Source organism: Halobacillus sp. (assembly GCF_049282395.1).
GTDB lineage: Bacteria > Bacillota > Bacilli > Bacillales > Halobacillaceae > Halobacillus.
Window position 1 is genome coordinate 1 of sequence record NZ_JBAPTY010000218.1, and the last position, 14,644, is coordinate 14,644.

The following is a 14,644-nucleotide window of genomic DNA, read 5'->3' on the forward strand; positions in this document are numbered from 1 at the left end:
TGTTACTAAAGGCAATACATCTGGTAAACGTGTAGCTTTAACATTTGATGATGGCTCAGATGGGACAAACATTGCTAAGATCCTGCAAACGCTCTCCAATGAAAATATCCACTCTACCTTCTTTTTAACAGGCTCGGGAACAAAAGCTCATCCAAATTCTATTAAAGATATTAAAGCGGCCGGTCACGAATTAGCCAATCACTCTTATACCCATGCTGATTTTACTAAACTATCGAGTGCTGAAATAAAAAGCGAATTAGACCGGACTGAAGCTACGGTGAAAAGTATAACAGGCGTATCGACTAAACCGTTGTTCCGGGCACCTTTTGGCGCCGTGAATTCCACGGTACTTACAGCTGTATGAAATGCGGGCTATACCCACACTATTCACTGGAATATTGATACACTGGATTGGAAAGGTCTATCAGAAACAGAGGTTTATAACCGAGTGATAGATAATATTGTTCCGGGTTCCATTGTGCTGATGCACACGGGAGCAGGAGCGTCCGGGACTCCGGGTGCACTGCCGGATATAATCCGTTCATTAAAAGCTAAAGGTTATCAATTTGTCACGGTTTCGGAAATTTTAAATATGCCTTCTGCTTCAGGAACCATTCATACGGTGAAAGCAGGAGATACTCTTTATAGCCTCGCTGGAAAATATGAGGTAACGGTTAATCAAATTGTAAAAGAGAATAACCTTGCAAATGCTAATGTAATTCAGGTTGGCCAACGCCTTTCCATTCCAGGGGATACTCCGAATCCTCCTCCTGCCCAGGGGGACAGCTATACAGTGAAAGCTGGGGACACACTTTACAGCATTGCTAAAAGGTATAACGTGTCCCTGAATGACCTTATCGAGGCAAACCAAATTTCAAATCCATCTTATATACGAATAGGTCAAGATCTGGTAATTCCTCAGGATATGAAAAGTTATACTGTTAAAGCAGGGGATACCCTTTACAGTATAGCGAGAAGAAACGGAACAACGGTAAAGCGTTTAGCGGAGGTTAACAATATTTCCAATACGAGTTTGATCTATCCTGGTAGAAGTTTAATGCTTCCGTGATATAGGACGGTAGACAGGGAGCTTTTGTCCTTTTATGGTTTTTCAGTATAGTAAAATTGAAAAAAAGACGGAAAAGGACTCAGTTTGCGTCAGGCTTTCAGGTGGAACATTTACGTATGTACACAAGGAGGTATGACGATGAAACTGATTCGTTCACTAATTCATACAATTGTTGATATCCTTCTCTTTATCCCACGCGCCATTGGAAGGTTAATCAAGAAGATCGTATAATTAAGAAATTGGGAATGCTAAAAGGACACTCTCCGAAGTAGGGAGGTGTCCTTTTTTTATAGGTATAAAACAGCCGTACTGTAAGAAATTAAGAGAGATCAAACATTATTGTTGACCTTTGCTGAAACGACATGTATTCTCTAATAGTATATTAAACCGATTAAATTAGTTGGTATTATAAAGGAGGAAGCAAATAGAATGAAAAAATTAACCTGGTTAACCATTACGTCATTATTTATTATTATACTTTCAGCCTGCGGATCAAGTGGGGATGAAGAGGAGTCTTCATCTGGCAGTGACCAAAGCAGTGACAAAAGCTTATATGGAGAAATTCAAGAAGAAGGGGTCCTGACTGTAGGAACCGAAGGGACTTATGCCCCGTACACGTTCCACAACGAAAACGATGAACTGACAGGGTATGATGTAGAAGTAGCAAAGGAAATCGGGAAGCGTTTAGATCTTGAAATTGAATTCAAAGAAACCAAATGGGATTCTATGTTTGCCGGCTTGAACAGCAATCGTTTTGATATGATTGCGAATCAGGTAGGGATTAAACCGGATCGAGAAGAGAAGTACAGCTTTTCTGTACCTTACACTTATACATCAGCTGTTCTGGTAGCAAGAAAAGACAACAGTGATATGCAAAGTTTTGAAGATTTGGACGGCGCCGTGTCCGCTCAATCATTGACAAGTAACTATGCAGATATCGCGAAGGAATACGGGGCTGAGATTCAAAGTGTTGAAGGGTTCAATCCTGCTATGGAACTATTGAACAATGGCCGTGTCGATGCTACCGTGAATGACCGTCTTTCCGTTTTGGATTATTTGAAGGAAAAAGGCGATCAGTCGAAGGTGGAGATTGTTGCTAAAGAGGATAATGCCTCAGAAACAGCTATGATGTTCCGTCAGGATAATCCTGAACTTGTTGAGGCCGTAAACGGAGCACTGAAAGAAATGAAAGAGGACGGTACGCTAGAAGAAATTTCTAACGAATGGTTCAATGAAGATGTTTCTACTCAGTAGCTTTCTCAGTTCAGAGGATGTAACTATATTACAAGACTCCTTTCTTCCTTTGTTGAAAGGAGTTCTTTCTTATACGATTCCCCTTACGCTCATTTCCTTTGTGATTGGGCTGATATTGGCGATCACAACGGCTTTATTTAGAATTTCCGGTATCAAAGTACTGTCTGGAATAGCCAGAGTGTACGTATCAATTATTCGGGGGACTCCTCTGCTTGTCCAGTTGTTCATTGTCTTCTACGGGTTAGGTAATTTAGGAATCGAAGCTTTGAAATTTGAACCTTTTGTGGGAGCGATTATTGCGTTCTCCTTAAATACAGGTGCGTATGCTTCTGAGACGATACGGGCCTCTATTTTATCGATTGAAAAGGGACAGTGGGAGGCTTCGTCATCTATCGGAATGTCTTATCTTCAATCTTTAAGACGAGTTATCCTTCCTCAAGCTACGAGGGTGTCGGTTCCTCCTTTATCCAATTCATTTATTGGGTTGGTTAAAGAAACATCACTGGCTTCTACGATTTTGGTTAGTGAAATGTTCAGAAAAGCTCAGGAAATTGTGGCCACGACTTATACTCCTTTACTGGTGTACGTGGAAGCGGCTGCTATTTATTGGGTCATATGCTTTCTATTATCGGTTCTGCAAGGCAGAATTGAGAACCGCATGAACCGTTATGTGAAAACGTAAGGAGAATGCTCATGATTAACATGAACAATATATCAAAACAATTTGGCGACTTAGTCGTTTTAAAAGATATCAGTTTACAAGTAGAACAAGGAAAAGTGGTCGTTATCATTGGTCCTTCAGGTTCGGGTAAAACGACGCTTCTCCGGTGCTTGAACGTTCTTGAACAACCGGAAGAAGGCTCCATCACAATTGATCAGCAGACCCTTAAATTTTCAGAAAAAGTTTCCAAAAAAGAAATTAGGGAGTTCAGGAAACAAACCGGAATGGTTTTTCAAACCTATAATTTGTTTCCGCACTTTACGGCCGTTCAAAATGTGATGGAAGGCCCTATAACCGTCCAAAAAGTCGCTAAGGCCAAAGCGCGTGAAAAAGCAGTGGATATTCTGACTAAAGTTGGTCTCCATGAGAAAATGGAAGTGTATCCTTATCAGCTTTCAGGAGGGCAGCAGCAGAGAGTGGGGATTGCCAGGGCCATGGCGATTGACCCTAAAGTCATGTTGTTTGATGAACCGACTTCAGCACTGGATCCGGAATTAGTCGGTGAAGTTCTCCAGGTCATGAAGAAACTAGCGGCAGAAGGTCGTACGATGGTGGTTGTTACTCACGAAATGAGCTTTGCTAAAGAAGTAGCTGATGAAGTGCTGTTTATGGATAATGGCATGATCGTTGAAAGAGGCGAACCATCTGTGCTATTTGAACAGCCTAAGGAAGAACGCACAAAGCAATTTTTAAATTTAATAAAGCAGTAATAAAAAAAGAACTTCCGGTAGCGGAAGTTCTTTTTTTAGGGAACACATTTTTCCACCCAAAGCGAACCACTAGTTTAATAAAGGATTATGATTATTTGGTTAATTTTTTTAGTGGTTTCGTCGCAGGTCTTTCGATAACTTCTCCATCCGGCGTAAATCGGGAACCATGGCAAGGGCAGTCCCAGGAGCGTTCTCCATTGTTCCATTCCAAATCGCAGCCCATATGGGTGCATGTAGGATCGACTATTTTAACAGTCCCATCAGCTGTTTTATAAGCACCGGCTTTCTTTCCGTCTTTATTAATGATGGCCCCTTAATCCGGGGCCAGGTCGTCCGGAGAGCTCTCCATTAATCCCGAGCTGCTCATAGGCTTTGGCTTCTTTTTCAATGTTCCGTGTTGATTCTACAGTGGTGCTGTAAACGTAAGCATCCTGGTAAGCGAAATCGCAGTCGATATGGTGTTCCTGTCTAATTTGATCAATCAGCTGCAGTGCGTCCTGATTCGCGTCATAGTAGAGTTTGGCTTTTTCTTTGCCGAACGTTCGAATAAGGTGGTCATAAATGAGTCCGTGCTGAGAACTGATTTTCGCCGTAGTATAGCCGGTGGTACCTTCCACAATCTCCCTGCTTCAAGGATGACCACGCTGTATCCTTTTTTCACCAGAAGATAAGCGGTCAAAATTCCAGTGATTCCGGCTCCGATGACCGTCACATCTGCTTCCGTATTCTCGGTTAGGACGGGAAAGGATTCAATTGACTGGTCTCTCCATAAGGGAAAAGATCTTTCAGGGAGCTGATGCGCCATATTTTTTCTCCTTCCTAGGTAGTTTGATAGGAAACTAAAATCTCTTCTTGTGTAAGAATAGACTCGATGGCGAGACGTGCTTCTTCCAGTACCGATTGCCGCCATTTTTCTTCATGGGGGTAGAACATATTCTTGAATTCCTCAAGAATCCATTGCCGATCCTGCTCCTTTTCTGCCCCTTCCCAGTAAAGCTGGTTTTCCAGGATGATCGTTGTAAATTCCCGCAGCTCTGCTTTTCGGCTTGTGCCGAATGTACCAAACTCAAATAAAGCCGAAAATAGATAGGTATCTGGATTTTCTTCATTTTTTAATTTATGAAAATAGTTGGTAGAGTCTCCTTTTACCTTTTTAGGAGTGAACTTCTGGATATTATCCATACCATACTCTTCTTTCAGATGGTCTTCTTCCCGTTCATCATGTTCGGAGACGACCATTGTCACCTCGTTGGTTGGTCCAAGAGCTGTATGCCAATCCATATGGATCACACGTGGATAGGTAGAAAGGAGTTTTCTCTGCCAAGCTTTTAAAAAGCTGGCTGATTCCTCTTCGCTGGATCCTCCGTAATATACGCCGCGTGGGAATTCAAATTGTCCCATGCCTTTTGCTTTCTTAATTCCACTGTATCCTTCTCTCATCATTCCTTTACTCAATTGTTCGTATAGCTCTGTTTTTTCTTTGGCTACATCCTTAACGGGACCGTTGGGCTGAAAAATATGACTCTCTTCCGAGTAATTCTCGTTTACATTCTCAGGAATTGAACCTGGGTCGAATAAATAATGACGGTTCAAATCCACGTTATTTTCAGTTACACGTCTGAAATTCCGCATTCCCCAGGGGTTAATTGCGTGCACGAGACAGATGCCAGTAGTTTGTGGATCAATTTGATTGAGGTACTCCTCGACAAACAGGTGAGTCACTGCTGCACCGGCATAACCCTCAATTCCGTGCTCTCCTGTAGTGAAGAAGACGACTTGTTCGTTCGAGGTAAGCGCCTCGGAATAAATAACATCAATGGTATTGTCCGGATCCTGTCCGATGGTTTCGGTGGATAAAACAGCCTGAGGCCACTTTTCTTTGATGGTGGATAAAAGTTCTTGGAAAGTTTCTCTGGATTGTTCATAATCTCTCTTAAAATATTTTTCTGTTGCTGTCATAGGACTCACTACCTTTCGAATGCTTTTTGTAATAAATTCCACAAATACGAAATGCTAAACAGTAATTTTTATATTGAAATAATATAAGTGATAGTGTGAAATGATTTGAATGCTTTTGAAGTGTTAGAAACAGGAAGATTAAGGATTTTTTGTTTAAGGTATAAGTGAATTTTAAAAGGTGGCAGATTGAATTGTTTTCTTAAAAAAATAAATTCAGTTTCATTTCCGAAGAAAGAATCCAATCTAGGGGGAGGTTTTCATTAGGAATACGGTAAAGGTCAATAAAGTAAGGGGGGCTGAATCCTCTATCCAACGCCAAACTATAGGCATGGTACACAACCGAGGAGTGTTTTTTTAGTTCAGGACAAGAAAAGACCGGATCAAGGTTTCCCTTTGATCCGGTCTATCTTACATTTGGTGATTACGAAGTTTTTACCCAGTGGGCAGCTTCATTACTTGAAGGAGAAGGGGGGAACTGTTCACCTTTTTCCACTTTCACTTCAGTATTGTCCTGATTTGAACCTCCACTGACTAAGCTTTGTACCTTGTAAGTGCCTGATTCTGGCGCTTTTTCGCCTGTCTTATAAGTGTTTTGTGCCATGTTGCTCCACCTCCTGAATAAATTAGAAAAGGAAAAAAATAGGTTGTCCTTTTCTTATATAACGTATTTACCATAAAAGTAATGGGTTAAAACGTAATTATTTGATAAAAATGGAAAATAGGAGATTCGGCAGAGCTGGTCCATTGGAAAAGTGGGAAGAATTGAGGGAGTATAGTTCGAACAGCATATAGCGAATATTAAAACTTGATGAAATCCTTTAAAATTGACATTTAATTGTATTCATATTATATTTATCTTGAAATTGAGATAAATTATTTTTAAGTCAACGGAGGGTATGAAATGAACGAATTGAAGGGCTTGCACCATGTGACCGCGATTACCAGCAGTGCGGAAAAGAATTATGAATTTTTCACATACGTACTGGGAATGCGGCTGGTGAAGAAAACGGTCAATCAGGATGATATTCAGACATACCACTTGTTTTTTGCAGATGATAAAGGGAGTCCGGGAACAGATATGACATTTTTTGATTTTCCGGGAATCCCCAAAGGTCAACACGGAACGAACGAAATATCTAAAACTTCCTTCCGGGTTCCCAGTGATGAAGCGCTCGAGTACTGGGTGAAGCGATTCGACCGATTAGAAGTTCAACACGAGGGAATCAAAGAGACATTCGGAAAGAGAGTACTGCCGTTTACAGACTTTGACGAACAAGCATACGAACTCGTCTCCGACGAAAATAATACTGGGGTACCTGCGGGGACTCCTTGGCAGAATGGTCCGATTCCACTGGAGTATGGCATAACTGGTCTTGGACCGCTGCACGTAAGGATTGCAGACTTTGATTATTTTAAAGAAGTACTGGAAAAAGTTCTCCTGTTCAGAGAGATTGCCAATGAAGGTCCTTTTCATCTATTTGAAGCAGGGGAAGGTGGAAATGGAGCTCAGGTGGTGGTAGAGCATAATGATCAAATGCCTTCCTCTCGCCAAGGGTACGGTACGGTTCACCATGCGGCTTTCCGTGTAGAGGATCGAGATGCACTGAATGAATGGATTGATCGTATGCCGCGGTACGGGTTCAGGACGTCTGGTTACGTAAACCGCCATTATTTCGAATCCTTATATGCCGGTGTAGCACCACAAATCTTATTTGAGTTTGCGACCGATGGCCCAGGGTTTATGGGAGATGAACCTTATGAAACACTGGGTGAAATGCTGTCGCTGCCTCCAATGCTTGAGCCTAAACGAGAAGAGATTGAACAAGCGGTACGCCCAATTGATACGGTAAGAAGTACAAAGGATATGAAGAAAGAATATAACTAAAACGGTAAGCCCTCTCCGAGTTGATGAAACTCGGAGAGGGCTTTTTTTCTTGAAGATTCATACAAATACTTCCACCTCAGGTCATCCATATTTTAGTACCTCAGGTCATACAAATATTGTAAATAAAATATCTGTTTAGGTGCGTTCATCATATTTTCACAGAAGTGAGGTATGATGGAATTCAATTCAATAAAAGTAGAGGTATGTAAGATGACTATTCAACCCTTAACAATTATTCGAGTTGCTTCATTAGTAATTGCTGCCCTGGTTATGTGGCTGGCTGTATCGAAGGAAACGGGGCATAAGAAAAAGGCGTTGGAGCAGTTTAGTTCTGTGCTCGTGACGTGGGCTTTATGGTTTATTGGGGTGAAACTTCTGACGACATGGCCCCTTGTGCTGGAGTATCCACTTTCCGTATTAGCTTACCCAAGCGGGACCCTGGAATTTTACTTAGCTTCGCTGCTTACGATCAGCACAGAGATTCGCCGGAAAGAGAAGCATCAGACTTTCGTGTACGAGTATATTCTTCTGCTCGCTTGCAGTTTCTTCTTTTTTACTTTACTTTCCCAACTGCTGCTCGAGCGAGAGGGATTGGTCGCACTGGTCCTGTTCTTTCTATATTTTGCAGCCGTGCTGCTATTCAGGCAGGTTCTTATCATAAGCGCTCTATTTTCTATTAGTGCTGCAGCTTCTGCGTGGGTAGGCGGACCACCGGCGATCATGGGCTATCGTATGGATCTGTGGTTTTATGTAGTGATCAGCCTCGCGATGTTTTTGTTATGGAATTTAGAGAAGAGGAGAGAGGTATCATGTCGGTCGATGTAACGATATGGCTTGCTTTCGGAGCCGGAGTCATTTCATTTTTATCTCCATGTACACTTCCTTTGTTTCCGGCGTATTTGTCCTACATAACCGGAATGAGTGTAAAAGAGATTAAAGAGGATCAGAGTGCCAAGGTAAAAAGGAAGCTGCTTCTGCATTCGGTGTTCTTTCTATTAGGGGTATCTACCGTATTTTTGACGCTGGGCATTGGAGCATCCTACTTAGGAAACCTGATTCAAGGGTTTCTGTCAGGTGAATCAGGCCTTTTACTGCAGCGGATTGCGGGTGTATTTATTATTCTGATGGGCTTTTTTGTAGCTGGCTGGCTTAAAATTAATTGGTTTATGGGCGAAAAACGAATGAGCTTTAAACCGCGCCGTTCGTTTAGTTATGCAGGAACCTGGTTTGCGGGTATGGGATTTGCGGCAGGGTGGACGCCGTGTATCGGACCAATTTTTGCCTCTATTCTAATGCTTGCCGCAAGCCAGCCCGCGCAGGGGGTGCTGTACACAGTTGTGTACGTCCTTGGGTTTATTCTTCCTTTTCTTGCCTTTTCCTTTTTCCTGGGATCTACACGAATTATTCTGAAATACAGCGGTCAGATTATGAAAGGTGGAGGGGCCATGATGATTGTGGCAGGAGCACTTTTATATACCGGGTATATGACGAGGATTTCGACCTTTCTGTTGAACCTCGTTCAAGATACCTGGCTTTCCAATTTAGGGATTATTTTTTAATATGAAAGGAGACAAGTCATGAAACGCTGGATCATTATATTGGTTGTGACAGCTTTGTTTGGCTGGGCGGTCTATGATTTTGTTTATCAGGGTAAAGCGAGTTCTGACCCTGAAGAAGAGGGGACGACGGTTACCACAGGAGAAACTGAGGAACTTTCGTCGGGACCGGAGAACGGGAAGACGGGACTTGAAAAAGGTCAGCAGGCCCCTGACTTTACACTTCAGACGCTTGAGGGAGAAGAGGTGTCTTTATCCGATTATCGGGGTAAGAAAGTGATGATTAACTTTTGGGCTACCTGGTGTCCTCCTTGCCGGGCGGAAATGCCTGATATGGAGAAATTTTATCAGAACGAAGATATTGTCATCTTAGCTGTAAATCTGACGGAAACCGAATCCGGTTTACAAGAGGTGCAGCAGTTCAGAGATGAATTTAATTTGTCTTTTCCTATCTTATTAGATAAAAAAGTGGAAGTAGCCAATAAGTATGAGATTAATCCTGTTCCTACTTCGGTGTTCGTAGACGAAGATGGAAAAATTGATTCCGTGATGCTCGGAGCGATGAACTATGACATGATGCTTCAGCGACTGGAGGAATTATAGGAGAGAGTACGTTATATGAAACCGGAAATTTTAATTGTAGAAGATGATCCGAAAATTTCAAATCTCGTTGCTTTATATGTGAAAAACAGTGGTTATGAGGCACTTCAAGCTTATGATGGCGAAGAAGCAATGCGTCTGTATTCCGAGCGGAAACCATGCTTGATTATTCTCGATCTGATGCTTCCCAAAATCAGTGGGGAAGAATTCTGTGAATGGGTGAAGGAAGGACGGGAAGATGATCCCGGGGTTATTATGCTCTCGGCAAAAGCCAAAACGGATGATAAGATCAGCGGCTTGAAGCTGGGGGCGGATGATTACGTGACGAAACCGTTCAGCCCTGAAGAATTAATGGCTCATGTGGAAGCCGTACTTCGTCGAACGGGGCGCCTCTGTCAAAAGATTGTTTCGAATGGCCTTGTGATCAAACCTCGAAAAGGAGAGGTGTGGCTGAACGATCAACTGCTCGAATTAACCCATTATGAGTTCAACTTGCTTTATTTTCTAATGGAAAATGCCGAACATGTATTTACAAGAGAACAACTGGTTCAGCAAATCCATCCTTATGGAGAAGCAGAGATTATGGGGCGTACGATTGATGCGCATATAAAGAAACTGCGCAGAAAAATCGAGCGGGACCCAGCTAAGCCTGAACGGATTCTTACCGTGAGAGGAATGGGGTATAAATTTGTTCAAAATTAGAAGAAGCTTAACTCAGAAGCTGTGGGTGAAACTCACTATGGCCAATATAGCTATGCTTGCTGCGGTTGTTATCCTTACAGGCTTCACCCTCTATCGAACCGCTTGTTTCTTGGCTTCTAACGTAGCGGGCGTCGAGGGGCAGACCCAGACGTCCTTTAATTCCACCCTGTCTTCTTATGTGTGGATCATAACGCTGCTTCTTATTATAATAGGTGCCTTCTTCTATTCTGTCATAACGAAGCGAATGCTTGAGCCTGTGAATGAACTCTCGCGCGCCATTCAAACGATGAAAAAAGGGGAGTATCCTACGGAGTTGACGGCTAGGTCCCAGGATGAAATCGGAGAACTGGTGCACCATGTGAATCATTTAAATTCTCTGCTTGAACAGCAGGAGAGCAGTAGAAACCAAATGCTTCATGATCTCTCTCACGAGCTCAGAACTCCGCTTTCAAATTTACAAGGTTATCTGGAAGCACTTAATAAAGGCGTAATCCAGGGAGATAAGGATATTTATAAGTCTCTGGCAGAAGAAACAGAGCGGGTTAATCAGCTGGTTCAAGGCCTGGATGAAGTGAAAAAATGGGGCAGAACTGATGGAGAAAGTAACATGGTCAAGCAGTACACTGCCATGGATACGTTTATCCAGCAAGTGGTTCAACTGTTCGAGATCGAATATGAGCGAAGGGGGATTGATTTAATCGTTCATGCTTCTCCTGAAGTGATCATGATTAATCAGCAGGGTATCCAGCAAGTGGTAACCAACCTATTAAATAACGCTTTGCATTATTATCAAGGCCACTCCTCTGTAGAAGTAAAAGGAGAGCCAGGAGATTCATTCTATACGGTAACCGTTTCAGGTCCCGGACAACCTATTCCTACTAGTGATCAGAATAAAATTTTTGAACGATTTTATCAGGTTGACCCTTCCCGAACACGTAACGACGGGGGATCTGGTCTTGGATTAGCGATCAGTAAGGAAATTGTGGAGAAGCACGGTGGGGAGGTATGGCTCGAGACAGACGGCACACGTCATTCGTTTCATGTACAACTGCCTCTAAACACATAGGAGAATAAAAGCAATAAGTAAAGCCCCTGGATGCCAGGGGCTTAATAATGGCCGAAACTTATTTGCTGATTTCACCGCACGCAATTCTTGCGCCTGCCTCACCGGAAGGCTGAGATTCTTGGTCATCAGCTCCTGCATGAATAACGAGAGCCGTTCCGCCTTCCTTCAGGAGGGAGTTCTCCTGGCCTTCTTCCAAAGTAACCCGATCCGCCGTCATTTCCTTCTGAATAGAACCTTCTTCGGATACTTCAAGATTAGGAAGGTCTCCTGCATGGGGGCCGTCCTCCGATTCTGTTCCATGACTCGCGTTGGTCGGGTTAAAATGACCGCCTGCTGATTTAAAATCTGGTCCTTCACACATGCCTTTTTCATGGATGTGAATTCCGTGGGTACCCGGCGGAATATCTGATGCGCTGAAATCAATTTTTACAGCGTCATCAGCTTGTGTGAGTTCAGCTTTGCCCATCTCTCTGCCTTCCGTATTCATCATCTGTACAGAGATGGTTTTACTAGAGTCGTTCTCTGACTGAGAGTCGCTGTTACCTTCAGATTCACTATTTTCACTAGATTCTTTTCCCTCTGAAGTTTCCTCACTTTCTCCATTGGAGTCCGCATTCGTTTCTACGGATTCCTCTCCATCGTTTCCAGAATCTCTGGCACTATCTTCATTTTCTGTGCATGCGGACAGAGCAAGTACGGCTATACAAATAATTAGTAAGGGAAATAGACGCCTCATAAAATCTCTCCTTTAGGTATCAATTGATGAGTCGGTTAGTTTTGGTAAGCTGGGGAGAAGCTGAGCTGGAAAACTTACTAAAACAAGGTATGAAAGCAGCAAGTGCTGGACTTGCTGCTTTTCATATTATGGTTTAAGCACGACCTTAATGTTGTTGTCTGATTTTTTATCAAAAATATCATAAGCTTCAGGTGCATCTTTGAGATCCATTTTGTGCGTAATGATGTCAGTAGGATCAAATTCGTTGTTTTCAATCATGTTATAAAGTTCTGGCATCAGGTGAATGACGGGAGCCTGTCCCATTTTCAAGGAGACGTTACGGCCGAACAAGTCCCCGATTGGGAAGTTATCCGCATTAATGCCATATACACCGGTCAATTGAATGGTTCCAAATTTCCGGACGGACTCGGAAGCGGTGATAATCGGGCTTATATTCTGATCATCACTAGGGCCATGGTCGCTTGAAGCCACGGTGCCGTCCATTCCTACACAGTCAATGACCACATCAGCTCCCCCTTGTGTTGATTGATGGAGGAAACCACCGATTTCGTCGTGTTCTTTAAAGTTGTACGTTTCAACATTGTTGGTACGCTTCGCATGTTCAAGCCGGTGCGGAACATGATCGATGGAAATCACTCGCTTGGCTCCTTTTATCCAGGCGAATTTCTGAGCCATCAGACCGATGGGTCCAGCACCAAGAATAACTACCGTATCGTCCTGCTTCACACCGCTGTGTTCCACGCTCCAATAGGCGGTCGGTACAACGTCCGACAAGAAGAGCACACTCTCATCTTCCAGTTCACTTGATTCTGGAACGACAAAGGAAGTGAAATCAGCATAGGGAACACGGAGATACTCGGCCTGGCCGCCGGGATAGTTTCCGAATTGCTCGGAGTAACCAAATAGAGACCCGTTATCGCTGTGCGGGTTAGAATTGTCACACTGACTTTCCATCTGATTATTACAGTAGAAGCAGTCGCCGCATCCGACGTTAAATGGGATCACTACACGGTCTCCCTTTTTAACATTTTTTACTTCAGGTCCTACTTCTTCTACGATACCCATGGGTTCGTGTCCGATAATATAGTCTTCGGACAGAGGAATTCCGTTTTTATAAAGGTGTAAATCTGAACCGCATATACCTGTTGCGGTTATACGGACGATCATATCATCGCCTCTTTGAATTTTAGGGGCTTCAACGTTTTTTACTTCAACATGGTCTTTTCCTTGATAGGTCAGTGCTTGCATGTAAAGTCACGCCTTTCTATGGAATAGATTTCTTCTTATATACGTTCACTCTGATAAAGAGATTGAAACTATAATAAGGATGATATGGTATATTTTACCTAACGTTTATTTCTTCTATGACCAGGTTGTATTTAGGGTTAATAAGGTGAAAATGACTCATGACAAATGATTGTTTACCTGTTTCATTCCTTGAAACTTTTTTGAAAAAAGGGCAGGCAGACAAGCGTCGCGTTATAGTATAAACACAGGTTGTAGAGAAAAGAGGAGGAAACGATGGTGACAAAAGAAATTCTAAAACAAAATAAGGTAAGCTGGGATATCGTTGCGCCACATTTTAACGGCGTGGATGCTTTGCCAAACTATGGACCATTCGCTCAAACCGAAGAAGAATTACATCTTTTCGAAGAACTTCAAGGTAAAAATGTGCTTGAAATTGGTTATGGAAGCGGTCATTCCTTGCGTTATATGGATTCTAAAGGTGCGAGTGAACTGTGGGGCGTCGATTTATCCAATGCGCAAAAGAAAGCGGCCACTCAACTTCTTCAAGGGTTAAAGCCTCATTTATTCTGCGGAGCGATGGAAACAGATGTCGGACTGCCGAAGGAGTATTTTGATTATGTGTACTCGGTTTATGCGATCGGGTGGACGACAGATTTACAGGCAACCTTTGATCTCATTTATTCCTACTTAAAAAAAGGAGGAATCTTTATATTCAGCTGGGACCATCCTTTATATGCCCATGTGACTAGTGAAGATGGAACATTGCGCTTGGAGGGGAGCTACCAGGAAGAAGGGGCTACAGTCATGGAAAATTTTAAAGGGGAAGAGGTGGATATGATGATTTATAAGCGGAAAATGTCTACTTATATGAATCAGTTAATTCAATCGGGATTCCAAATAGAGAAAGTTATAGAGAGTGAGCCTGGACAGAGCTGCGATGGAATAGAAGCAGAAGTGTCCGATCGCTATTATTCATTGTACAAAGCTCGTAAGTTTCCAGCGACTATGATTATAAAAGCGTGTAAACGCTAGGCTGAAAGCTGCTATTAACATAGAAGGAGTTGAATTTATGTCCATTCAAGGATTAAATCATTTTCTGTTTTCCGTATCCGATTTACATAAATCGATTCAGTTTTAC

Annotated in this window: 17 protein-coding genes and 1 pseudogene; 12 read left to right on the forward strand and 6 right to left on the reverse strand. The window is 42.7% G+C overall.

Annotated elements, in window-relative coordinates:
• The 5 genes from WAM07_RS09570 to WAM07_RS09590 form a co-directional block, all read left to right on the forward strand.
• The coding region (locus tag WAM07_RS09570) for a polysaccharide deacetylase family protein (protein ID WP_422166366.1) at positions 1-364 on the forward strand (364 nt) is incomplete at its 5' end.
• Positions 365-448: 84 nt separating this feature from the next.
• Positions 449-1,069, forward strand: a complete 621-nt coding sequence (locus tag WAM07_RS09575; RefSeq protein ID WP_422166367.1) for a LysM peptidoglycan-binding domain-containing protein — start codon at positions 449-451, stop codon at positions 1,067-1,069.
• A 429-nt stretch (positions 1,070-1,498) separates the two neighbouring features.
• The gene (locus tag WAM07_RS09580) at positions 1,499-2,323 is read left to right on the forward strand and encodes an amino acid ABC transporter substrate-binding protein (RefSeq protein ID WP_422166369.1); all 825 of its coding nucleotides are present in this window, start codon (positions 1,499-1,501) and stop codon (positions 2,321-2,323) included.
• Complete coding sequence (locus WAM07_RS09585) at positions 2,301-3,005, forward strand: amino acid ABC transporter permease (RefSeq protein WP_422166371.1); 705 nt, start codon at positions 2,301-2,303, stop codon at positions 3,003-3,005. Before WAM07_RS09580 ends, WAM07_RS09585 begins: the two co-directional genes overlap by 23 nt.
• 11 nt (positions 3,006-3,016) lie before the next feature.
• A complete protein-coding gene (locus tag WAM07_RS09590; protein WP_422166372.1) occupies positions 3,017-3,754 on the forward strand; it encodes an amino acid ABC transporter ATP-binding protein in 738 nt (245 codons plus the stop codon).
• Between the two features lie 91 nt (positions 3,755-3,845).
• Here the strand turns inward: WAM07_RS09590 and WAM07_RS09595 are convergent.
• The 4 genes and pseudogenes from WAM07_RS09595 to WAM07_RS09610 form a co-directional block, all read right to left on the reverse strand.
• Positions 3,846-4,100 (reverse strand): annotated as a pseudogene (locus WAM07_RS09595) (Rieske 2Fe-2S domain-containing protein); the annotation flags it as partial.
• Between the two features lie 135 nt (positions 4,101-4,235).
• Positions 4,236-4,664, reverse strand: coding sequence for an FAD-dependent oxidoreductase (locus WAM07_RS09600; RefSeq protein ID WP_422166374.1), 429 nt, complete (start codon positions 4,662-4,664; stop codon positions 4,236-4,238).
• Complete coding sequence (locus tag WAM07_RS09605; protein ID WP_422166375.1) at positions 4,574-5,713, reverse strand: M14 family metallopeptidase; 1,140 nt, start codon at positions 5,711-5,713, stop codon at positions 4,574-4,576. The genes WAM07_RS09600 and WAM07_RS09605 overlap by 91 nt, the downstream gene beginning before the upstream one ends.
• Before the next feature lie 421 nt (positions 5,714-6,134).
• The gene (locus tag WAM07_RS09610) at positions 6,135-6,314 is read right to left on the reverse strand and encodes a YjzC family protein (RefSeq protein ID WP_014641843.1); all 180 of its coding nucleotides are present in this window, start codon (positions 6,312-6,314) and stop codon (positions 6,135-6,137) included.
• Between the two features lie 300 nt (positions 6,315-6,614).
• Here WAM07_RS09610 and WAM07_RS09615 point away from each other — a divergent pair, with 300 nt between their 5' ends.
• The 6 genes from WAM07_RS09615 to WAM07_RS09640 all read left to right on the forward strand — a co-directional run bounded on the left by WAM07_RS09615 (position 6,615) and on the right by WAM07_RS09640 (position 11,522).
• Entirely contained in the window at positions 6,615-7,598 is a 984-nt protein-coding gene (locus WAM07_RS09615; protein WP_422166377.1) for a ring-cleaving dioxygenase, read from the forward strand.
• A 210-nt stretch (positions 7,599-7,808) separates the two neighbouring features.
• A complete protein-coding gene (locus tag WAM07_RS09620) occupies positions 7,809-8,423 on the forward strand; it encodes a hypothetical protein (RefSeq protein WP_422166379.1) in 615 nt (204 codons plus the stop codon).
• Positions 8,408-9,157 (forward strand): cytochrome c biogenesis CcdA family protein, encoded by a 750-nt coding sequence (locus WAM07_RS09625; protein ID WP_422166381.1) that lies wholly within the window; start codon positions 8,408-8,410, stop codon positions 9,155-9,157. The genes WAM07_RS09620 and WAM07_RS09625 overlap by 16 nt, the downstream gene beginning before the upstream one ends.
• 18 nt (positions 9,158-9,175) lie before the next feature.
• Positions 9,176-9,757, forward strand: coding sequence for a redoxin domain-containing protein (locus tag WAM07_RS09630; protein WP_422166383.1), 582 nt, complete (start codon positions 9,176-9,178; stop codon positions 9,755-9,757).
• Positions 9,758-9,772: 15 nt separating this feature from the next.
• Complete coding sequence (locus tag WAM07_RS09635; RefSeq protein ID WP_422166385.1) at positions 9,773-10,456, forward strand: response regulator transcription factor; 684 nt, start codon at positions 9,773-9,775, stop codon at positions 10,454-10,456.
• 37 nt (positions 10,457-10,493) lie between these two features.
• The gene (locus tag WAM07_RS09640) at positions 10,494-11,522 is read left to right on the forward strand and encodes a sensor histidine kinase (protein WP_422166386.1); all 1,029 of its coding nucleotides are present in this window, start codon (positions 10,494-10,496) and stop codon (positions 11,520-11,522) included.
• Between the two features lie 58 nt (positions 11,523-11,580).
• Here the strand turns inward: WAM07_RS09640 and WAM07_RS09645 are convergent, their stop codons facing one another.
• Together WAM07_RS09645 and WAM07_RS09650 are read right to left on the reverse strand one after the other, a co-directional pair.
• Complete coding sequence (locus WAM07_RS09645; RefSeq protein ID WP_422166388.1) at positions 11,581-12,258, reverse strand: superoxide dismutase family protein; 678 nt, start codon at positions 12,256-12,258, stop codon at positions 11,581-11,583.
• Between the two features lie 126 nt (positions 12,259-12,384).
• Positions 12,385-13,506, reverse strand: coding sequence for a zinc-dependent alcohol dehydrogenase (locus WAM07_RS09650; protein ID WP_422166390.1), 1,122 nt, complete (start codon positions 13,504-13,506; stop codon positions 12,385-12,387).
• A 273-nt stretch (positions 13,507-13,779) separates the two neighbouring features.
• Between WAM07_RS09650 and WAM07_RS09655 the strand changes: the two genes are divergently transcribed.
• On the forward strand, positions 13,780-14,538 hold the full coding sequence (locus WAM07_RS09655) for a class I SAM-dependent methyltransferase (protein ID WP_422166392.1): 759 nt from the start codon (positions 13,780-13,782) through the stop codon (positions 14,536-14,538).
• The last annotated feature ends 106 nt before the right edge of the window (positions 14,539-14,644 follow it).